20 protein-coding genes are annotated in these 19,940 nt (G+C 64.1%); 10 read left to right on the top strand and 10 right to left on the bottom strand.

From position 1 onward, the window contains the following. Positions 1 to 150: 150 nt before the first annotated feature. The 6 genes from nifW to N825_RS16335 all read right to left on the bottom strand — a co-directional run bounded on the left by nifW (position 151) and on the right by N825_RS16335 (position 5,303). Positions 151 to 486, bottom strand: a complete 336-nt coding sequence (nifW, locus tag N825_RS16360; protein WP_037453973.1) for a nitrogenase-stabilizing/protective protein NifW — start codon at positions 484 to 486, stop codon at positions 151 to 153. A 43-nt stretch (positions 487 to 529) separates the two neighbouring features. Continuing rightward, positions 530 to 1,375 carry a serine O-acetyltransferase gene (gene cysE, locus N825_RS16355; protein WP_084164790.1) on the bottom strand — a complete coding sequence of 282 codons (846 nt, stop codon included), beginning with the start codon at positions 1,373 to 1,375 and terminating at the stop codon, positions 530 to 532. Positions 1,376 to 1,396: 21 nt separating this feature from the next. Next, entirely contained in the window at positions 1,397 to 2,554 is a 1,158-nt protein-coding gene (gene nifV / locus N825_RS16350) for a homocitrate synthase (RefSeq protein ID WP_037453969.1), read from the bottom strand. A gap of 125 nt (positions 2,555 to 2,679) precedes the next feature. Then, positions 2,680 to 3,876 (bottom strand): cysteine desulfurase NifS, encoded by a 1,197-nt coding sequence (nifS, locus tag N825_RS16345; protein WP_037453966.1) that lies wholly within the window; start codon positions 3,874 to 3,876, stop codon positions 2,680 to 2,682. Between the two features lie 6 nt (positions 3,877 to 3,882). Beyond that, complete coding sequence (gene nifU / locus N825_RS16340; protein ID WP_037453964.1) at positions 3,883 to 4,806, bottom strand: Fe-S cluster assembly protein NifU; 924 nt, start codon at positions 4,804 to 4,806, stop codon at positions 3,883 to 3,885. 83 nt (positions 4,807 to 4,889) lie between these two features. After that, positions 4,890 to 5,303, bottom strand: a complete 414-nt coding sequence (locus N825_RS16335; protein ID WP_084164789.1) for a HesB/IscA family protein — start codon at positions 5,301 to 5,303, stop codon at positions 4,890 to 4,892. A 250-nt stretch (positions 5,304 to 5,553) separates the two neighbouring features. On the opposite strand from N825_RS16335, the gene N825_RS16330 reads away from it, so the two are divergent. The 9 genes from N825_RS16330 (at position 5,554) to N825_RS16290 (ending at position 14,353) form a co-directional block, all read left to right on the top strand. Then, on the top strand, positions 5,554 to 6,060 hold the full coding sequence (locus N825_RS16330; protein ID WP_084164788.1) for a tetratricopeptide repeat protein: 507 nt from the start codon (positions 5,554 to 5,556) through the stop codon (positions 6,058 to 6,060). Between the two features lie 203 nt (positions 6,061 to 6,263). After that, positions 6,264 to 6,998, top strand: a complete 735-nt coding sequence (locus N825_RS16325; RefSeq protein WP_037453962.1) for a substrate-binding periplasmic protein — start codon at positions 6,264 to 6,266, stop codon at positions 6,996 to 6,998. 162 nt (positions 6,999 to 7,160) lie between these two features. Further along, positions 7,161 to 8,348: an alpha/beta fold hydrolase gene (locus tag N825_RS16320; protein ID WP_051512456.1), complete on the top strand. Its 1,188-nt coding sequence runs from the start codon at positions 7,161 to 7,163 to the stop codon at positions 8,346 to 8,348. Positions 8,349 to 8,396: 48 nt separating this feature from the next. After that, positions 8,397 to 9,572 carry an alpha/beta fold hydrolase gene (locus N825_RS16315; protein ID WP_051512455.1) on the top strand — a complete coding sequence of 392 codons (1,176 nt, stop codon included), beginning with the start codon at positions 8,397 to 8,399 and terminating at the stop codon, positions 9,570 to 9,572. A 91-nt stretch (positions 9,573 to 9,663) separates the two neighbouring features. Next, complete coding sequence (locus N825_RS16310; RefSeq protein WP_198038357.1) at positions 9,664 to 10,803, top strand: alpha/beta fold hydrolase; 1,140 nt, start codon at positions 9,664 to 9,666, stop codon at positions 10,801 to 10,803. Positions 10,804 to 10,924: 121 nt separating this feature from the next. Then, on the top strand, positions 10,925 to 12,007 hold the full coding sequence (locus N825_RS16305; protein WP_037453958.1) for a hypothetical protein: 1,083 nt from the start codon (positions 10,925 to 10,927) through the stop codon (positions 12,005 to 12,007). 35 nt (positions 12,008 to 12,042) lie between these two features. Continuing rightward, complete coding sequence (locus N825_RS16300) at positions 12,043 to 12,348, top strand: STAS domain-containing protein (protein ID WP_037453955.1); 306 nt, start codon at positions 12,043 to 12,045, stop codon at positions 12,346 to 12,348. Between the two features lie 3 nt (positions 12,349 to 12,351). After that, the gene (locus N825_RS36585; protein ID WP_051512453.1) at positions 12,352 to 13,125 is read left to right on the top strand and encodes an ATP-binding protein; all 774 of its coding nucleotides are present in this window, start codon (positions 12,352 to 12,354) and stop codon (positions 13,123 to 13,125) included. After that, complete coding sequence (locus N825_RS16290; protein WP_084164786.1) at positions 13,115 to 14,353, top strand: PP2C family protein-serine/threonine phosphatase; 1,239 nt, start codon at positions 13,115 to 13,117, stop codon at positions 14,351 to 14,353. Before N825_RS36585 ends, N825_RS16290 begins: the two co-directional genes overlap by 11 nt. On the opposite strand, the gene N825_RS16285 is transcribed toward N825_RS16290, so the two are convergent. The 3 genes from N825_RS16285 to N825_RS16275 all read right to left on the bottom strand — a co-directional run bounded on the left by N825_RS16285 (position 14,340) and on the right by N825_RS16275 (position 18,102). After that, positions 14,340 to 15,437, bottom strand: coding sequence for an ABC transporter ATP-binding protein (locus N825_RS16285; protein WP_037453952.1), 1,098 nt, complete (start codon positions 15,435 to 15,437; stop codon positions 14,340 to 14,342). The two genes, N825_RS16290 and N825_RS16285, sit on opposite strands and share 14 nt — an antisense overlap. Further along, positions 15,434 to 16,948 carry an ABC transporter permease gene (locus tag N825_RS16280; RefSeq protein ID WP_245613139.1) on the bottom strand — a complete coding sequence of 505 codons (1,515 nt, stop codon included), beginning with the start codon at positions 16,946 to 16,948 and terminating at the stop codon, positions 15,434 to 15,436. Before N825_RS16280 ends, N825_RS16285 begins: the two co-directional genes overlap by 4 nt. Positions 16,949 to 17,070: 122 nt before the next feature. Then, a complete protein-coding gene (locus N825_RS16275) occupies positions 17,071 to 18,102 on the bottom strand; it encodes an iron ABC transporter substrate-binding protein (protein WP_037453946.1) in 1,032 nt (343 codons plus the stop codon). Positions 18,103 to 18,487: 385 nt separating this feature from the next. Here N825_RS16275 and N825_RS16270 point away from each other — a divergent pair, with 385 nt between their 5' ends. Further along, the gene (locus N825_RS16270) at positions 18,488 to 18,997 is read left to right on the top strand and encodes a PAS domain-containing protein (RefSeq protein WP_037453943.1); all 510 of its coding nucleotides are present in this window, start codon (positions 18,488 to 18,490) and stop codon (positions 18,995 to 18,997) included. Between the two features lie 21 nt (positions 18,998 to 19,018). Here the strand turns inward: N825_RS16270 and N825_RS16265 are convergent, their stop codons facing one another. Next, a complete protein-coding gene (locus N825_RS16265; protein WP_245613138.1) occupies positions 19,019 to 19,906 on the bottom strand; it encodes an alpha/beta fold hydrolase in 888 nt (295 codons plus the stop codon). Positions 19,907 to 19,940 lie beyond the last annotated feature (34 nt).

Below are 19,940 nucleotides of genomic sequence, written 5' to 3'. Positions count from 1 at the left end.
CTTAATGCAGGGTCCGTGCCAGTTCGAAAAACACCTGAAGGAGCCGGATAACCCATTGTTTTAAAGCAATTTATTTTAGGAGTGCCGTAACCTTCGCCGCTTGGCGGCCCTTGTCGGTTAACCGACAGGAGCCGCCGCTTGTCGGCTTTGTCACCGGACGCCGGCGAGCGTCAGGCTCTCCAGGGAAACGAAGCTGGCGTCGTGCCGCTCGGCCTGGTCCTTATGGACCTTGAACACCTTCTCCGCGATGGCGTCGGACTTGACGAAATCCTCGTAGGCTTGGGTGATCAGCACCTTGTGGCGGACCCGCAGCAGATCCTCGTCGAGCCTGTCGAGGTTGGGTTCCTCGGCCAGATAGTCGTGGAAGCGCTGGAGGATGTGCAGCCGGTTGACATGGACCACCCGTTCGTCGAACGCGATCCCGAAGAACCGCAGGAAGTCCTCGGCGGTGTTCAGATCGTCCAACTCGTCTTGGAAACTGCTCATGGAACACGTCCTATCGGTGGGAGGGAGGTCGGTGGGAGTATTCTCAATGCTCGCAGCCAGGAATCACACAACCCGGCTGATCGCAGCTGTTGCCGCAGCGCGCGCAAACGATGCCTTCCATGGCCTCGCTCAACCCGCCGACCACATCGGCGGCGGTATGCTCGTCCAGGCGGCTTTCTATCTTGTTAATGTGATCGATCAGGCACGCCAGGGCGCGGCCGACCGGATCGGGCATCAGGTGGTGATCCAGGTCGATGCCATGGTCGGCGATGCGACGCTCGATCGGCTTGACGATGCGGCCGGGAATGCCGACGACCGTCATCTCCGGCGGCACGTCCTTGGTCACCACGGAGTTGGCACCGACCCTGCCGTTGCGCCCGACCGTGATCGGCCCCAGGATCTTGGCCCCCGCCCCGCACATCACGCCGTCCTCCAGCGTCGGGTGGCGCTTGCCCTTGTTCCAGCTGGTGCCGCCCAGGGTGACGCCGTGATAGAGCGTCACGTCGTCACCGACCTCGGCGGTTTCGCCGATCACGACCCCGGCACCATGGTCGATGAAGAACCGGCGGCCGATGGTCGCACCGGGGTGGATGTCGATGTTCGTCACCATCCGCGCCAGATAGCTGATGAAGCGCGCCAGCCAGCGGGCTCCCCGGCGCCACATCGCGTTGGCGATCCGATGGGCGATGATCGCGTGGATGCCCGGATAACAGGTCAGCACGTCGAAGGTCTTGCGCGCGGCTGGATCGCGGTCGGCGACACACTCGACATCCTCGCACAGCAAGGTCCAGATGCTTCGGTCGCGCTTGGGCGCGGGGCCCGTCTCCCGGCTTGGCGACACGTCTCCGGTGGCGGGCTTGTCAGGGGATGCGTGAACGATTCCGGACATGCCGGGTCTCCCGGTTTCAGGTCAGGATGCCATGACCGTGGAAATGTCGGCTTTGGCGGCGTCGCGGCGGAACTGGAGAAGCTCGTCGCTGGTCGGGGATCGCTTGAAGGCCCCAGCGACCGAGCGGACCCGCGGCAGGATGGCGCGCGCCTCGCCGTCGGTCAGCTCGATGCCCATCCTGGCGAACGCCAGCTTGACACCGGCGGAGCCGGAATGCTTGCCCAGCACGATGCTGTGGCGGCGGCCGACCTCGGCCGGATCGAACCCTTGATAGGTCATCGGATCCCGCAGCAACCCGTCGACATGGATGCCCGCCTCATGGGTGAAGACGGCACCGCCGACGATGCTCTTGTTGATCGGAATCGGGCGGTTCGAGGCCCGCGCCACCAAGTCGGAGATCGCCGGCAACCGCGTCGCCTCGACGCCGGTATCCCAACCATAGAGGTGGCGGAGACCCATCACGATCTCCTCCAGCGCCGCGTTGCCGGCGCGCTCGCCCAGGCCATTGACGGTGGTGTTGACATGGGTGGCGCCACCCCGGACGGCGGCCAGGGAGTTGGCGGTCGCCAGCCCCAGGTCGTCGTGGGCGTGGATCTCGATCTCCAGGTCGGTCCGCGCGCGAAGCGCCTGGATCAAGGCGAAAGTCTGGAAAGGGTCGAGCACGCCCAGCGTGTCGGCGAAGCGGTAGCGGCGGGCTCCGGCGCGCTGCGCCGTCTCGGCGACCCTCGCCATGAAGTCGGGATCCGCGCGCGAACTGTCCTCGCCACCGAACCCGACATCCAGGCCCAGGTCGCGGGCGGTGCGGATCTGGCGGTCGATCTGGCCCAGCACCCAAGAGCGGTCGCGGCCCAGCTTCCGCTGGATGTGGATGTCCGACACCGGCATCGACATGTTGACGAACGACACGCCGCAGGCCGCCGCGTCCGACAGGTCGTCGGCGCGCATCCTGCACCACACCATCAGGCGGGTGTGGCTCAGCCCGGCCTCGGCTACGGCGCGGATGCCTTCGCGTTCCTCCTCGCCCATCGCCGGGATGCCGATCTCGAGCTCCGGCACGCCAGCGGCGTCCAGCGCGCGGGCGATCGCGATCTTCTCGTCCAGGGTGAAGGAGACCCCGGCGGTCTGTTCGCCGTCACGCAGGGTGGTGTCGTTGATCGTGATCGATCGCTGCTCGGGCATCGCGGCAAACCCCTGGAAATCGGGCCGGGGAAACTCTGGCCGGGGAAACTCTAACGGGGAAGTTGGATTGGGAGGGTGCCGCCGCCGAACAGCGGGACAGCGGTCCCCTCCCCGTGCTCGACCGCCTAGGAATAGACCGGCTGGAAACCGGCGGGGGCGCCCTGGTTGGTCCAGTACGGCGACAGCTTCCGCAGCCGCTCGATGATCCCCGGCATGACGCGGATCACCGTGTCGATCTCCTCCGCCGTGGTGTCGCGCGACAGGGAGAACCGGGTGGCGCCATGGGCCGCCGTGTAGGGCACACCCATCGCCCGCATGACGTGGCTCGGCTCCAGCGAACCAGACGTGCAGGCCGAACCGGACGAGGCCGCGATGCCCTCCTCGTTCAGCAGCAGAAGGATCGCCTCGCCCTCGATGAACTCGAACGCGACATTGGCCGTGTTGGGCAGGCGGTTGGCCGGATTGCCGGTAACGAAGCAGTTGGGGATCGCCTCGACCAGCGCCTTCTCCAGGCGGTCGCGCAGCGCCGCGACCTGCGTCAGTTCGACCGCCATGGCCTCGCGCGCCATCTCGCAGGCCTTGCCCAGGCCAACGATCGCCGGCGCGTTCTCGGTGCCGGCCCGGCGGCCGCGCTCCTGGTGACCGCCCCGCATCATCGGCCGATAGCGGACGCCACGCTTGATATAGAGCGCGCCGATGCCCTTGGGGGCGTGGAGCTTGTGGCCCGACAGCGACAGCATGTCGATGTTGGAGTTGGCCAGATTCATCGGCAGCTTGCCGACGGCCTGGACCGCGTCGGTGTGGAACAGCGCCCCGACCTTCTTGGCCATGCCCGCCAGCAACTCGACCGGGAAGATGGTCCCCGTCTCGTTGTTGGCCCACATGATCGACACGACGGCCACGTTCTCGGACAGGGCCTCCTCGTATTTCTCCAGATCGAGGTTGCCCTTGCCGTCCACCGGAATGCGGTGGATCTTGTAGCCTTCCTTGCTCTCCAGGAAGTCGCACAGGCTGAGGATGGCCGGGTGCTCGACGACGGAGGTCACGATCTCGCGGCGCTTCGGATAGGCCTTCAGCGCCGACAGGATCGCGGTGCTGTCGGACTCGGTGCCGCCCGAGGTGAACACGATCTCGGTGTCGAACGCGGCGCCCAGCAGCTTTTGAACCTCGCCGCGGGCCCATTCGATCTTGCCGCCGACGGCGGCGCCGTAGCCGTGCATCGACGAAGGGTTGCCGTAATGCTCGGTGAAGAAGGGCAGCATCTCGGCGACGACCGCCGGATCGACGCGGGTGGTGGCGTTGTTGTCCAGATAGATTCCCATATGCCCTTACTCCGCCGCCATCATGGTGTGGGGAATGACGCGGACCAGTTCGCCGAGCTTCTCGACGAGCTTGGTCTGGATGCCCTCGATCGTGACCGAGGCCATCTGGCAGCCGGAACAGGCGCCGCTGAGGCGGACGTAGATGTTCTTGCCGTCGATATCGATCAGTTCGACGTCGCCGCCGTCCTTCTTCAGGTAGGGGCGCATCTCGTCCAACGCCGCCATGACGATCTGCATGCGCTGGACGTTGCTCAGCTTCTTGACCGGAGCGGCCGGCTTGGCGGCCAGGGGAGCGATCTCGTCCAGGCCGACCACGGCGGCGGCGGGCTCCTTCGCGGCGACCGGCTCGAGCGTCTTGCCCTGCTTGGCCAGCAGCGTCTCCAGCAGGTCCTCGATCTTCTCGTGGCAGGTCTTGCAGCTGGCGCCGGCCTTCGTGTAGTTCGTCACCTGCTCCAGCGTGGTCAGCGCGTTGACCTCGACCGCCCGCTCGATCATCGCGGCGTCGACGCCGAAGCACTTACAGATCAGCTCGCCTTCCTCGTGATCGTCGACCCACTCCTCGCCGCGGTAATTGGCGATGGCGGCGCGGAGCGCCTCGGCGCCCATGACCGAACAGTGCATCTTCTCCGGCGGCAGGCCTTCCAGGAAATCGGCGATGTCCTTGTTGGTGACGGTCAGCGCCTCGTCCACCGTCTTGCCGATGATCATCTCGGTCAGGGCCGAGGACGACGCGATCGCCGAGCCGCAGCCGAAGGTCTGGAAGCGGGCATCCTGGATGACCTGGGTTTCCGGCTCGACCTTCAGCATCAGGCGCAGCGCGTCGCCGCAGGAGATCGACCCGACCTCTCCGACCGCGTTCGCCTCTTCCAGGACACCGGCGTTCTTCGGATTGAAGAAGTGCTCCTTGAGCTTATCAGAGTAGTTCCACATGGTCTGTTCTCCTGTACCCGCTTGATGTCCGGAGGCCGCCCTCGCGGCCACGTCAATTCCGCAAACTGGGATGCCGCGTGGTGTCAGTGATGGTGGCCGGGACCATGCCCGCACGATCCACCACCCTCGCCGTGCCCGCCGCCGGCGTTCGACCCACAGGAGGAGGGAGTGGAGGATGAGGTGGAGAAGGAGGAGCCGCAGCCGCAGGTCGAGGTCGCGTTCGGGTTCTCGAACTTGAAGCCCGCGCCGCCTACGCTCTCGACATAGTCGACGACGACGCCGTTCATGTGCACCATGCTGCCCGCATCGATGAACACCTTGACGTCGCCATATTCCAGCACGGTGTCGTCGTCACCGGCACCGGCTTCCAGGCCCATCTGGTACTTCAGGCCGGCGCAGCCGCCGTCCGCCACCTGGATGCGCAAGCCTCGCGCGGCGGCCGAATTGGCCAGGACGCGCTGGAGAGTGCTTACCGCCGAATCCGTCAGCGTCACCATCGAACCGGTCTCCTTAAAGGCGAGGTTTGTCAGACCAGTCCGTTGAGCAAGATTTGGGCCATTTGCAACTAATTGATTTCGCTCACTCTTTTATTTCAGCTCCGCTGGAGCGTGGCGACTTGCCGACAGATGTCATGTCGCAAACCCGACAAGTCACACGGAGGCGGTCGCCGTTGTGAGAAACCGCTTCATGACCATAAAATACTTATGGTATTAGCGTTTGGTGAAACCGCCGCCAGGAGAGCCCGCCATGCGCCAGATCGAGTTCCGCATTCCCGATGGCAGGATGGCGTTCGGCGACGTTCCGGAGCATATCGACGCCCGCCTCCAGGAGGCGGTCACGGCGCGATTGGCCGGCGACCTGGAAACGGCGGAGCGGCTCCTGTGGGAGGCGCATCACCTGGGGCCGAAGATCCTGCCGGTCTACTACGCGCTCTATAAGTTCTATTTCAACCAGCGGCGCCTAGACGACGCGGAGCGCGTCACGCTGATCGGCCTGGAGGCCGCGGCCCGGCTGGGCGGCTTCGACCCGGATTGGCGCCGGCTGGACCGGGCGGCGGCCGACTGGACATCGGTGGTCGGGCCGCAGCACTTCTATCTGTTCACCCTCAAGGCGCTGGCCTTCATCACCCTGCGCGGCACCCGGACGGACGCGTCCCTGACCATGCTGGCGAAGCTTCGCGAGCTGGACCCAACCGACACGGTGGGCTACGGCGTCATCGCGACGCTGGCCGAAAGCGTCGCGCGAACCGACTGAGCCCTTCGCGAGATCCACCGGGGCGGGTCTTCCGACGGCCGGCCATTACGCCATTTTCACACCCTTCCACCATTAGATAATTATCTACTATTTGTTTTTTAATTTCACAAAATTAACATGAAACTCTGTTATAGCTCCGCCGCTGTTTGATCAAGAACGGACGAACATGCCGTTTTGTAAGTAATCAGTCACGGAGCTGAAACATGAAGTTCATATTCAAGGCTATCACGGCGCTGGCTTTGCTTGCCGCCACCCCCTCGGCCCATGCCGAATCTCAAGTGCTGAACTTCAAGATCATCGATTTCGCTCCGCAGATGAGCGTTCCGGATGGCAAGCCCACTGGTTCCTGGATCGACGCGCTGAACTTGGTAGGCGAGGCCATCGACATCAAATTCAACTTCGAGGAAGTTCCCGCCAAGCGCCTGACCGCTGGTCTCGCCGCCGGGGAATTCGACGGCTCGATCGCCAACGCCTCGCTGGCAGGCGTCGAGAAGGGCGGCGTCGTCGCGACGTCCATTCCCTTCATGCGCGTGATCCTGAAAGCCTATTCGATCGGACAGGATCCCGGCATCAGGAAGACCGAGGATCTGACCGGCAAGACCGTGATCCTCAATCAGGGATACGTCTACGGCGGGCGCCGCGACTGGATCGCCGATCCCAAGAACGGAGTCACCATCGCGTCGGACATCAAGCAGGTCGATCAGGGCCTGAAGGCCCTGGTGGCGGGCCGCGCGCCGATTTTCCTCCAGTACCAGGAGAACGTCGAGACGGCGCTCCTGGACTACAAGGTCGATAATCTGCAAAGCAGCACGATCTCGGACGTTCCGATCCATATCGTCATCTCCGCGGCCCGTCCCGACGCCAAGGAACTGATCGCCAAGATCGAGGCCGGCATCGTCAAGCTGCGCGCCGAGGGCAAGTTGAAGAAGATCGACTGACAAACGGTCGTGGCCCGGTCGATCCGCGACCGGGCATACCGACGTCGGTGCCCCCCCTTCCGCGCCTTTCATGAATCCGATCCCAGTCCGGGCGATGAACGGCCGTGACGATCCAGTCCATGGCGGCGGACACTCGAAGATGTTCAGAACAGGCGCTCGACCATGATCGTGTCCAAGGAACAAGCCCTTGAACAAGAACCGCCCGCGGTCATCAAGCGGACTTTCAAGATCGATAATCATCGGACCTATCTGGGACAGTCCATCAAAGAGGTTCGGCTGGGCTGGGAATGCCATGGCACCTTGAACGCCGCGCGGGACAACGCGATCGTGGTGTTCCACCATCTTCACGGGCACAGCCATTTCGCGGGAAAGTACCGCTCCACCGAGAAGCGGGCCGGCTATTGGGACGGCTTGATCGGACCCGGCAAGGTCATCGACACGGATAGGTTCTTCGTCCTGTCCATGGACTCCCTATGCAACGTCAACGCTTACCACCCGGATGTCGTCACCACGGGGCCCGCCTCGATCAATCCCGACACCGGCAAGCCGTATGGCCCCACCTTCCCCATCATCACCTATCATGACATGGTCGACACCCAGGTGGCCCTGCTCGACCACCTCGGCATCAAGACGCTCCACGCGGCGCTGGGCGTTTCCGCCGGAGGGCACCATTGCCTGGAACTGGCAACGGCCTATCCCAAAAGGGTTCGGAAGATAATACCGATCGCGTGCGGGCTTCAGTCGGACGCTTGGCTGATCGCCTGGGCGAATGTCTGGATCGCCCAGCTCAAGCTCGATCCGGACTGGAACGGCGGCTACCATCATGAGGACCGCAAACCGACCCAAGGTTTGATCGCGGCCCTCAAGATGATCTCCATGATCGGGCGCGACTGGAGCTACACCAACGATCCCGTGATTCCCGCGGACACCGGGGGGCGGAAGATCTTCGGGCGCGCATGGGCCGATCCGGAGCGTGATCCCGCGACGTCGCCGGATCACCGCTACCTGATCGAAGCCGATTTGGAACGTGGAGCGGTCAACGGCGCCCGTCACATGGACGCCAACCACTTCCACTATCTGGCGCAAGCCGCGAAGTCCTTCACGATACGGCGATCGGGATCCATGACGGCCACCTTGGCGCGCCTCCGCGCCGAGGTCCTGATGATCCACCATCTGAACGCCGATCATCTGAGCCGAACGGAAACCGTGACCGCCGCCATCGCGCGGATGCTGGAGGTGGGCGTCAGGATGGAGGTCCTGGAACTCTCCGGCACCCTCGGGCACATCGATTTCGTCGCCATCCAGCAGCCCCGCGTCGCCTCCGCGATCGGTCGTTTCCTCGCGCGCTGACCGCCAACCCAAAGGCGGCGCGCGAATTTCCAACTGAAAGCATGGGACATGGCCAGAACCAATCGGGTCCACAAATCCTCCGCCCTGCTCGCGGTCGGGTTGGAGCAAAACCCCGAATACATCGTCACCCGCGACTGTTTCGAGTTCGGCGATTTCAGGACCAGGCAGGGCGAGACCATCGGCGAGGCGCGCTTCGGCTGGGAAAGCTACGGCGAATTGAACGCCGCTGGCGACAACGCGATCCTGATCAATCATTTCATGCTGGGGTTCGGTCACGCGGCTGGGCGCTATTCGGAGGACGAGCGCTATCCGGGCTTTTGGGACCACCTGATCGGTCCGGGCAAGGCCATCGACACGCGCAAGTATTTCGTCATCTCGATGGACTGCCTGTGCAACGCCTATCCTTTCAATCCCGTCGTGCGGACCACCGGCCCCACCTCCATCGATCCCCGGACCGGCGAGCCTTACGGCATGAGGTTCCCGATCATCTCGATCAAGGATATCGTCAACGCCCAGATGCTGCTGCTCGACAACCTTGGCATCGGCCGCCTGCACGCCGTCATGGGAGCGGGGTTCGGCGGCTTCCTGACCTACGAACTGGCCACCGCGTGGCCCGACCGCGTCGATCGCATCATTCCGATCTGCGCCACCCTGGAAAGCGATGGCTGGGCCGTCGCCTGGATGAACGCCTGGGGAACGCCGATCAGGCTCGATCCGGCGTGGAACAAGGGCGATTACCACCGGGACAACCCACCGACGGCTGGGCTGATCGAGGCGATGAAACTGGTCTATCTGAACGCGCGGCATTGGGGGGCGCTGGAGAAGCCCTATGGCCGAACCTGGGCGGACCCCGACCGCGACCCCATGCGCTCGCTGACGGACCGCTATCTGGTCGAGGTGGGGCTGCACGAAGCCTCGGTGCGTCGCGCCCGGTTCGCCGACGCCAACCACTTCCTGTATCTGGTCAAGGCGATCCAGACATTCCAAATCGGCGATGGGGAGCCGGTCGAGCGGGCCATCACCAAGCTGAAGGCGCGGGTGCTGATGTCCTATACCCCGCACGACGAGATTTTCGCCGGCCCCAGTCTCCAGAACACCTTGGCCCTCCTGATGCGCGCGGGCACCAAGATGCGGCTGATCCGCCGGGACGACGCTCTGGGGCACATCGAGGCGGTGGCCAACACCAAGCCGATCGAGGATGACATCGCCAAGTTCCTGGGCTGATCCAGGACTCTCGGCACGTAACGACTTGGCGAAGGGTACTTGGATCATGACTGAGCAGGCCTGTGCCGTCCCCCCGCGGGAGCTGCCGATCGTGCGCAAGCGCGTTTTCGAGATGGAAACACATACGACGTTCCTGGGCGGCCGGATCGACCAAGTCAGGTTCGGCTGGGAGAGCTATGGCACCTTGAACGCGGCGCGTGACAACGCCGTCCTGATCCTGCATCCCTTGCTGCTCCACGGCCACGCCGCCGGCAAATACGACATCGCCGACAAGCGGGTGGGCTTCTGGGACTCGATCATCGGCCCCGGCAAGGTGATCGACACCGACAAGTATTTCGTGATCTCCGCGGATTGCCTGTGCAATCCCTACGCGCGCAGTCCGGAAGTCGTGACGACGGGTCCGGCGTCGATCGATCCCAGGACCGGGGCACCCTATGGCCCGACCTTTCCGCTGATCACCTTCCATGACTTGGTCGATGTCCAGATGGCTTTGCTCGATAGCCTGGGCATCGGCACCCTGCACGCGGCGATGGGATTGTCGATGGGGGGATACAACTGCCTGGAACTGGCGACGTCCTACCCCGATCGGATCCGCAAGATCATCCCAATCGCCTGCGCGCCCGCGTCCGACGCTTGGCTGATCGCGTGGACCAACGCTTGGTCGTCGCTCCTGAGCCTGGATCCGAATTGGCGCGGCGGAGCCTATCCTCCGAACGAGCCGCCCGACCGGGGCATGGCCGCCGTCATGAAGTTGATCACGATGATCGGCTGGGACTGGAACTACACCAATGATCTGGCCAGGGGTGAGGATTCCCCGGCGAAGCCGCTCGGCCGGGCTTGGGCCGACGCGGCGCGGGACCCGGCCCGCTCCATGGACGCGCGATACCTGATCGAAGCGAACCTGGAGGCCGGCTGGGAGCGCCGGGTCACCCGGATGGACGCCAACAACTTCAATTATCTGACACGCGCCTTGAGAAGCTACAAGGTCGGACGCCAGCGCCCGGTCTCGGAAAGCCTCGAGGCGATCCAGGCCGAGGTGATGCTGATCCATTTCGCGGAAGCGGACCACATGTTCAGTGAAGGCAACACCGATCGACTGATCAAGCGGATGTTGGAAGCCGGAGTCAGGCTTCGAATACTGGAACGGTCCGACTCGATGGGTCACAGCGACATGAAGGCGGTCGAAACCGCCCAGACGGCACAAGCGATCAAGGATTTCATCGAAACCTGACACCCACTCCAAAATCATCGAGAATAGTTAGCACTAAACATAATTGTAACATCCATGATGTAAACTCCGTCCGGCTAACTTTGTCCATGTGCCGTATGCATTTCAACTTCAGAGCCTGTTCATGATCGAAGACTTGACTACGATGGTAGGGGATGGCCATGTCGATCTCTCCCGCAGGAGGATCGGGTTCGCCTTGGGGGGCATGGGTGGCGCCAACGCCCATGGCGTCGCTTTTCTCAAAGCCAGCCAGCATGTCGGCGTAAAGCCCCGGATCATCTCGTGTACCAGCGGCATGATCCATTGGGTCGCCGAATACCTGCGTGGGAAGTCGTTGGGCGACGAGATGAAGGCCTACATCGCCGCTCTGAGGGTCTACCCGAGCCAGTTCAATCATCTGAACCTGCTACGCCTCATGACGCGCGGCCTGCCCACGGTCTTCGAACCGAATCACATGAAGCTGGCGGCCCGCCTGCTCGAAAGCATCGGCAAGCCGGATACCCGTCTGGAGGACATCCTTTTCCCGGCGGACACGTTGCGCCCGATCAAGCCCGCCAGTTACTTCGAGGATATGGCCAAGGTCTTCAACGAATCCGAGACCGGCATCCTGTTGAACACGTTCAATCCCATCTTCGGGATCGAATACGTCCACTACAACGAGGCGGCACGCGACTCCGTCGGCTATTGGGAAAGGAACGGCGCCCCGTTCACCCAATACAGGCCGATCACACCGGAAATGCTGCGCGCGGCGCTCTGGCTGTTGAATTACGGTCTTGAGGAGACCTTCGACGGCGAGACACTGATCGATGGTGTCTACCACCGGCAGATCATCCTCCGCGAGTTGATGGGATGCGACACCGTCTTCATCGGCAGACCATTGTCCGTCGATTGGGGCGACCATATCCCGCGCAACGCCGTCGAGATGGAGACCTTCAAGACCAAGATGCTGTTCTCCAGTTCCTACTACGGCGAACTGAATTTCATCTTTTCCCATAATCAGAACGTCGCGGCTGGCCGGGTAACCGGGGAACTCGCGCACGAGGTGGAACTCCAGGAAGTCGCGATCGAGAAGAACATCGATTTCCTCGGCTTCTTCCTGGAGAACGAAGATGTCTACGACACGTCGTTCTTCAAATCCAAGGCGATCATCAGGAACTGGCTGGCGGAGCGCGCGGCGGCCCAGGCGGCGGAGAAGGTGACCGCCTGAACAAGCCGCGATCTAGTGAGAGGAACGAACTCATCATGAATTTCGACATCGAGAAGAAAACAGGCAAGACCGAGATCGCGCTGATCGGTCGGATCACGTTCGCGGATCACGATGATTTCCGGAACGTGATCAACGTCTTCGAGGGCGAGGAAGGTCATGAGATCGTCTTCGATCTCAGCCGGCTGGATTTCGTCGACTCATCGGGATTGGGCATGTTCATCATCGCCCGCGATACGGCGCGCAAGAAAAAGCTGTCATTCAGCATACGGGGTGCCCGCAACGACGTCATGCGCGTGATGCAGGTCGCCAAATTCCACAAAATGTTCACGATAGTGGACTGACCCATGTCCGATCGGAACGACCCGATCGCGGTCGCGGCGGGAACCGATATGGAGCGGGTGAACGCCGTCCTGTCCGATATCGGCCTCGGTGCCGCTCACCTGATCCGCTTCACCCTGGGCCACCCGGCGGCATCGCGGACCAATGAACGATCGGCCGAGGTTCCGATCCTGCTGCTGGGAAACATGACGACGGAACGGCTGAGTTCCATCCTCTATGGTCCCCACCGGATCGTCGTGGAGTTCCCCGAGAGCGGAAGCCGCACCGGGTTGACGGACCGGTTGATGTCTGATGGGGGAGCCAACACCTTCAGGCTCAGCGTCACGACAGCCACGGCGTTCAAGGTGGAATGCGCCAAGCTGGTCTGTGACGCGCTCGCATATCGCGGAGTGCTGCCGGAGTCATCGAGGTTCCAAGTCGAGATCGCCCTGCACGAGATCGTCGCCAACGCCATCCTCCATGGCAACCTGGAGATCGAGAGCCACCTGAAAGCGCGGCCCGAGCAGTACGAGACATACTGCGCGCACCTTCGCGAGCGCTTGGCCGAACCCGAGCGCGGCGGGCGCTGGATCGACATCGCCGCCGGCTGGGATGGCGCCGGTCTGTCGCTTTCGGTCATGGATCAGGGAAACGGCTTCCGGTCCGACACCGCGGAGGCGATGCCGGAAGCCACGGGTTCCTTTGGCCGGGGTTTGGGTATCGTCCGATCCATCGCGACCGATGTCGTCACCCACGATGGAGGACGCCGCACCGTCATGTGGTTCGCCCATGACAAATGACCCGGTGATCCCGGCGGTGGCGGCGATCGTCGGCGCGGACGATCCGACGCGCAATCTGTATGGCATCGACCTTGGCATACCGCTGGAGGACCGGCGCGTGCTGGTTGTTGACGAAAGCAAGTTCAATCAAAAGACGCTGGCCCGATTTCTCCTATGGGCCGGCATCCACCAAGTCGCCTTCGCCAGCGGTGGCCAGGAGGCTTTGGACATGGTGGAAACCTTCGCTCCCGACCTCGTCCTCATCGATATCACCCTGCCCGACATGGACGGCATCGAAGTCTGCGAGCGGTTGCGGCGGAAGAAATCGCAGATGGACCTGTCGATCCTGGTCCAGACCGTCGTGACCAGCGACATACTTCGAACGATCTGCTTCCGGGCCGGCGCCAACGATGTCCTCAGCAAGCCGATCAACCCCGGCGAATGCATAGCCCGCGTCCGCTATCATCTGGAACGGCGCGCCATCATCCAGGAATTGAGGGAGTTCCGTGAGCGCGTCGAGAAGGACCTGCGAATGGCGCAGGCGATGCAGGTCGGAATAGCACCCGAGGAGGAGGCGATCGCGGCACTCGCCGCCAAGCACAATCTCGATATCGCCGTCCATTTCCAACCCTGCAACGAGATCGGCGGCGACTTCTGGACCATGTTCGAGATCGACGAAAACCGCATCGGCGTCTTGATTGCCGACTTTTCCGGCCATGGCATCCCGGCCGCGATCAATACCTTCAGACTGCACACCCTGATCACCCGCGAAGATGTCCGCGCCCTCTCCCTGGACCCCGCCGCGATGCTGGCCAAGCTCTCCGCCGGGCTCCTGGGGATGCTGCCGCTCGGCCATTTCGCCACGGCTCTCTACGGCGTCATCGACACGTCCGCCGACCTCCTGACCTTCGCGGCGGCGGGCACCACGAATCCGGTGATCGGCGACGCCGAAGGCCTGCGCCTGCTGGACGGCAGCGGCGTCTTCCTGGGGATTTGCGAGGGTGAGGTCTACGAGAACATCACAGAACCCTTTCCCTCGGGCTCGTTCCTGTTCATCTACAGCGACGCGCTGGTGGAATGCCGGTCACCCACCGGCGCGATGCTGGGGGAACCCGGATTGCTGGACCTTATCATCGAACATCGGGATTTCCCCATCGGGCCGCTCATCCCGATCGTCGCCGACGTCCTCAAGACTTCGGGGATGCGTGTCCAGGATGATCTGACGGCCATCTGGATCACCCGGCCCTGAGAGTCCGCCCCGTCGCCGGCTGATCGAAGACATGAACGCCGCCAAGGATCGATATCCCCACCAGCGCGCCGACGGCGGGCAGGTCGACGCTCGAGCTACGGATCCACAACTCGGTGTCCGACCAAGCCGTCCCGGCTCCGCCCCTGACCGAGACGCGAACCATCGAGACGGCGCCGCCGAACTCCACGTCCACCACCTCGCCCTGGCACGGGGATGGGTCGGCCTGGCCCGGCGCCATGGGGGTCAGCCGCACCTGCTCCGGTCTCAGCATGATCTCCGCCCTGCCCCTCCGGCCACCCACGTCGGCTGGCAGGCGGCCCAACCCGCATACAACACAGTCGTCGCCTAGGTCGGCCGGCAACAGGATGACGTCGCCCAGGAAGGCCGCGGTATCCCGGTCGCTCGGACGGAGGTAAAGCTCGCGCGGCGAGCCGACCTGCGTCAGCCGACCGTCGCGCAGGACCGCGACCTGATCGGCGAAGGACAACGCCTCCGTCTGGTCGTGGGTGACCAGGATGGTGGTGACACCAGCCGCGCGCAGCACCTTGGCGACCGCCTTCCGCATGGTCTCCCGCAGGCGGGTGTCCAGCGCCGAGAAAGGCTCGTCCAACAGCATCAGCTTGGGCTGGCGGGCGAGCGCCCGGGCCAGCGCCACCCGCTGCTGCTGACCGCCCGACAACTCGTGCGGCCGCCGCTCCGCCATGGCCCGGTCGAGTTCGACCATGTCCATCAGGTCCCGGACACGGGTTTCACGGCCAACCATGCCGCGGGCCAAACCAAAACCGATGTTGTCGGCGACGCTCAGATGCGGGAACAAGGCGCCGTCCTGCGGCACGAAGCCGATGCCGCGCAGATGGGCCGGGACGATGGCCGGACCTTCGGCCAACACCTGCCCGCCCATCGTCACGCGGCCCACGTCCGGCGCCTCGAAGCCGGCGATGATCCGCAGCAGCGTCGTCTTGCCCGAGCCGGAGGGACCGACGATGGCGGTTCGCCCGCCAGGCGGCACGTCGAACCCGATGCCGTCGAGCGCCGGCGTTCCGCCATATCGTTTGCCAACGCCCTGGAGCTGGAGAAAAGTCATCGTCCGGCCGCTCGTCTGGATTGCGCGTGAAGCAGGAAGGTCAGCGGCAGCGACGCCACCACCATCATCAGGGCATAGGGCGCCGCCGCCGCGTAGTCGATCTCGCCGGTGAGCGACCAGAACTCGGTCGCCAGTGTCGTCGTCCCGTTGGGAGCCAGCATCAGCGTGGCGGTCAACTCGGTCGTGATACCCAGCGCCACCAGCGCCATGCCGACGGCGGCGCCGGGGGCCGCCAGCCGCATCGTGACCTGCCGGACGGACTGGAACGGCGTGCGCCCCAGCGCCATCGCGGCGCGCTCCAACTCGACCGGGGCCTGCGCGATGCTGGCCCGCAAGCCCACCAGCGCCCGCGGCAGGAACATCAGGGCGTAGGCGAACAGCACCGTGAACACCGTCTGGTAGAGCGGCATCGCCACCCGCACCGTGATGGCGACCAGGGCCAGCGCCACCACGACGCCGGGCAAGGCGCCGACGTGATAGTGGCAGACTTCCAACGCCCGTTGCCGGCGTCCGGGAAACCGGACCGACAGCCACGCCATCGGCGCCGCCGCGAGGGTCGCCAGGACGGCGCCGGCCACCGCCAGCAGCAGGGTCTGGACCAACGCCGGCCCAATGGCCTCCATCCGCCAGACCGCAGCCCCGCCGAACTCCAGCCACCGTCCCAGGGTGAACAGCGGCACGCCCAACGACAGGACCGCGGTCAAGGCGGGGATGAGCAGGCACGGGACCGTCGCCCGCCCCAGTCGCCGCCGGTCCGGCATCCGGGCCGAGCCGGAGCCGACGCGGGCATAGCGCTCGTCGCCCCGGATCCGCGCCTCAAGCCCGAGCACACCCAGGCAGCACAGCACCAGCACCCCCGCCAGCATGTTCGCCGCCGGGCCGCTGTAGGCCGACTGGAATTGGTCCATGATCGCGGTGGTGAAGGTGTCGAACCGGATCATGACGTAGAGGCCGTATTCCGCGAGCAAATGCAGCCCGACCAGCAGCGATCCGCCGCAGATGGCGAACCGGGTCTGTGGCAGCACGACCCGGAAGAAGACGCTCCACGGACCGAGCCCGAGCGACGCCGCGACATCCTCTGCGGCTGGATCGAGCCGGCGGAGCTGCGCCGCGATGGGCAGATATAGGAACGGGAAATACGCCAGGACGGAGATCAGGACCCCCGCCGGCAAGCCATGCAGCCCCGGCGCCACGCTGATCCAGGCATAGCTGTGGACGAAGGCCGGCACCGCCAGCGGAGCCACCGCCAGCCAAGCCCAGACCCGCGCTCCCGGCAGGTTGGTCCGCTCGGTCAGCCACGCCAGCGTCATCGCCAGGACGATCGTCAGCGGAACCGTCCAGGCCTCCAGCAGGAGCGTGTTGACCAGCAGCTCGCCGACCCGCGCGCGGAACACCATCGCGATGGCGGTTTGCCACCCGGTCTGGATGGTGATCCAGACGACGAACCCCAGCGGCAGCAGCGCCGCCATCGAGACGAGCGTGGCGACGCCGGTCACCGATGATCTCGGCAACCGGCTCCGCCAGCCGTCGGCGTTCAGGAGAGGCGAGGAGACCTCGCCGCTCGATGGTGATAACGATGCCGTTGTTCAAACTCCCCGACGGCGGTTCCCAGGGAACCCCCTACGCCTTGGCGTCACAGCAATCCAGCGGAAGTCATCAGGTCGGTGACCGTCTTGTTGTTCAGCTTGGACGCCTCGACCTTGGGCGCCTGGAGCTTGGCCAGGGGCTCCAGCTTGGGATTGGACCGCGCGCCGACGCCCACCGCGTATTCGAAGCTGTCACCATCGCGGAGGATTTCCTGACCACCCTTGCCGGTGACCCATTTGACGAAGGCTTGGGCCTGCGCCTGATGCTTGCTGGACGCCAGCACCCCGGCGCCGGAGACGCTGACGAAGGCGCCAGGATCGCCCTTGCGGAAGTAATGCAGCGCCACGTTCTTGCTGTTCTCGCCGGTCTTGGCCTGATCGCCGAACCAGTAGTAGTGATAGATCACAGCGCCCTCGATCTCACCCGCGTTGACCGCCTTCATGGCGACGCTGTTGCCGCGGTAGGGCTTGACACCGGCCTTCATCGCCTTGAGCCAGGACGACGTGACCGCCTCGCCCTTCAGTTCCAGCAGCGCGCTGACGATCGCCTGGAAGTCGGCTCCCGACGGCGACGCTCCCCACCGGCCGCTCCAACTGGGATCGGCTAGGTCGAGCAGCGACTTCGGCAGCTGGGCCGGTGTCAGCTTGTTCTTGTCATAGGCGAACACGGTCGACCGCGCGGCGACACCGATCCAGCGGCCATTGGCCGGCTGGTATTCCGGCGGCACCTGGGCGATCGTGTCGGCGGCCAGCGGGGCGAACAAGCCGGCGCCATCGACCAGCGCCATGGCGGGCGAATTCTCCGTCACGAACACGTCGGCCGGGGAAGCGGCCCCCTCCTGAACGATCTGGTTGCCCAACTCCATGTCGCTGCCCTTCCGCAGCGTCACCTTGATGCCTGTGTCCCGGGTGAAGCCATCCGCCCAAGCCTGGGTCAGGCTGGCGTGCTGGGCGTTGTAGATGATGATGCCGTCCGCGTCGGCGCCCTGCGCCAGCGCCGACACCGCCATCAGGGGTGAACCGACCAGAAAAGCACCCAGCGCCAGGACGCTCGCGAAACTCGGCAAGGACTTTTTCATGACGACCTCTGCTGCTTGGCCAACCCGTCGAAACGGCGGCGATCAGCCAGTCTTAAACCTCGAAGCCTAGTCGCGCCAGAGAACGCGAATGATTTGCAGTCGCGTCTGACGCATGGCTGGGTTTCGATTCCGAAGTGTCGCCTGGGTCTATTATCAGCTATTCGGAGCCCCGCGGTTCGATAACAGGAGGTTCATGCCCTAGGGGTCGAGCGAGATGGATCACCGGTCCGTTGGCTGGGTCGAGTCAGCGCCTACTGCTCAACTCCGCGAAAACATCATCCGAAGGTCGCCATCACGGCATCCGAGCTTGGCAATTCAACTAACGTTACATTAATGTCGGACATGCCATAGTGATGATCAGTCAAGCTGTTCGCTCCGGATCGACATGCTCCTCAATGATTTGAAGCAAATTACGGTGAATAGTTTTGGAATCGCCGAAGAAGTGGTTGACTCCACTGTAGTCGCCCGGTCCCCATTCCAAAGCCGCTTGACGGAGCAATTGTTTCGGTGGTGGGAAAAGGTCAGCGTCGACGGCATCCCACAGTGGTCCGCCTTCGATATCACCAGCCACCCGGCTCTCGCCAGCAACATATACATCGTCAAGGCGCTCGACTGTGGCTCATTCCAATTGCGCCTCTATGGCGAGCGGGCGATCCAGATCATTGGGCACAACGCCACGGGGGAGGTCATCACCTCCACCAGTCAGGGCGCCATCAGCGAGCATCTTCACAGTTATTTCACCCGCGTGCTCGCGGCGGGAAAATGCTGGCGGTGCCGGGGCCCGCTGCTCTACGCTGGCCGCGAGCACCGCCAGTTCGAATCGATCGACATCCCGATGTGCCGCTATGGGCCGGAGCCCGACACGATCCTCGGGGTCATCGACTTGCTGAAGTGACCCCCGTTCAGGTGAGCGGCCTCAGTCGGTCCGCATGATCTCGCTGGCGATGGCGCGCGGATCGCGCGGCGTCCAGCGGCCGGCCTCCACCTGGGCCACGAACTCGGACAGCAGCGTGTTGAACAACTGCGGCTCCTCCAGGTTCAGCGTATGGCCGGTCTTGGGAAAGACCGACAAGCCGCTGGCTGGGATCGTCCTCTTGAGGAAAATGCCCGGCTGGAGACAGTGGTCGTCCTCGTCGCCGGCCATCACCAGGGTCGGCACCATCATGCGCCGGAACTCGTCCTCCAAGTCGTAGAGTGACGGCCGGCGCGCCTGAACCCCGCGCATGGTCAAGGCGGAACCGACGTTCGAATGGCTGGCGAGACGGTTGGCGAACTCCTCCCAGCCACGAGGGTCCTTGTTCTGGAACTGCACGCGGCTGGCACCCGACGCGTAGATCCGGGAGAACACCTCCGACCCCTGGGTTTCGAAGTTCGCCGCGACTTGGCGCGAAAGATCGCGGAAATGCTCCTCGAACGCCTTTTCGGAGCCATAGCCCGCCCCGGCCACGGTCAGCGAGAGCGCCCGTTCCGGAAACCTCAGCCCGAAATGCAGCGTGGCGAAAGCACCCATCGACAGACCGACGACATGCGCCTTGTCGATTCCCAGGCCATCGAGCACCGCCAAGGCGTCCTCGGCGGCGATCGCCTGGGAATATGAATCGATGTCCGTCGGAATGTCCGACGGCGCATAGCCTCGCGCGGCGTAGACGACGCAGCGGTGGCGCCGGCTGAGGAAGCGCACCTGCGGTTCCCAGCTCCTGTGGTCGCCGCCGAACTCGTGGATGAACAGGATGGGCGTCCCCTCGCCCGCCTCCTCGACATGCAGCCGGGTTCCATCCCGCGCGGTCACGAACATCTTCGTCATTCCCCCTCAAATTTTACCCGAACTCGTTGATCGA

Origin of the sequence: Skermanella stibiiresistens SB22 (assembly GCF_000576635.1) — a bacterium.
In the GTDB taxonomy this organism is placed as follows: Bacteria; Pseudomonadota; Alphaproteobacteria; order Azospirillales; family Azospirillaceae; genus Skermanella; species Skermanella stibiiresistens.
Note: the sequence above shows the minus strand (reverse complement) of the source record. Positions and strands in the feature narration are given on the sequence as shown.

Bases quoted from the DNA above. Each gene is read 5' to 3' on its own strand.
- nifW (WP_037453973.1), bottom strand. From the start codon at position 486: ATGAGCAGTTTCCAAGACGAGTTGGACGATCTGAACACCGCCGAGGAC.
- cysE (WP_084164790.1), bottom strand. From the start codon at position 1,375: ATGTCCGGAATCGTTCACGCATCCCCTGACAAGCCCGCCACCGGAGAC.
- nifV (WP_037453969.1), bottom strand. From the start codon at position 2,554: ATGCCCGAGCAGCGATCGATCACGATCAACGACACCACCCTGCGTGAC.
- nifS (WP_037453966.1), bottom strand. From the start codon at position 3,876: ATGGGAATCTATCTGGACAACAACGCCACCACCCGCGTCGATCCGGCG.
- nifU (WP_037453964.1), bottom strand. From the start codon at position 4,806: ATGTGGAACTACTCTGATAAGCTCAAGGAGCACTTCTTCAATCCGAAG.
- N825_RS16335 (WP_084164789.1), bottom strand. From the start codon at position 5,303: ATGGTGACGCTGACGGATTCGGCGGTAAGCACTCTCCAGCGCGTCCTG.
- N825_RS16330 (WP_084164788.1), top strand. From the start codon at position 5,554: ATGCGCCAGATCGAGTTCCGCATTCCCGATGGCAGGATGGCGTTCGGC.
- N825_RS16325 (WP_037453962.1), top strand. From the start codon at position 6,264: ATGAAGTTCATATTCAAGGCTATCACGGCGCTGGCTTTGCTTGCCGCC.
- N825_RS16320 (WP_051512456.1), top strand. From the start codon at position 7,161: ATGATCGTGTCCAAGGAACAAGCCCTTGAACAAGAACCGCCCGCGGTC.
- N825_RS16315 (WP_051512455.1), top strand. From the start codon at position 8,397: ATGGCCAGAACCAATCGGGTCCACAAATCCTCCGCCCTGCTCGCGGTC.
- N825_RS16305 (WP_037453958.1), top strand. From the start codon at position 10,925: ATGATCGAAGACTTGACTACGATGGTAGGGGATGGCCATGTCGATCTC.
- N825_RS16300 (WP_037453955.1), top strand. From the start codon at position 12,043: ATGAATTTCGACATCGAGAAGAAAACAGGCAAGACCGAGATCGCGCTG.
- N825_RS36585 (WP_051512453.1), top strand. From the start codon at position 12,352: ATGTCCGATCGGAACGACCCGATCGCGGTCGCGGCGGGAACCGATATG.
- N825_RS16290 (WP_084164786.1), top strand. From the start codon at position 13,115: ATGACAAATGACCCGGTGATCCCGGCGGTGGCGGCGATCGTCGGCGCG.
- N825_RS16285 (WP_037453952.1), bottom strand. From the start codon at position 15,437: ATGACTTTTCTCCAGCTCCAGGGCGTTGGCAAACGATATGGCGGAACG.
- N825_RS16275 (WP_037453946.1), bottom strand. From the start codon at position 18,102: ATGAAAAAGTCCTTGCCGAGTTTCGCGAGCGTCCTGGCGCTGGGTGCT.
- N825_RS16270 (WP_037453943.1), top strand. From the start codon at position 18,488: ATGCTCCTCAATGATTTGAAGCAAATTACGGTGAATAGTTTTGGAATC.
- N825_RS16265 (WP_245613138.1), bottom strand. From the start codon at position 19,906: ATGACGAAGATGTTCGTGACCGCGCGGGATGGAACCCGGCTGCATGTC.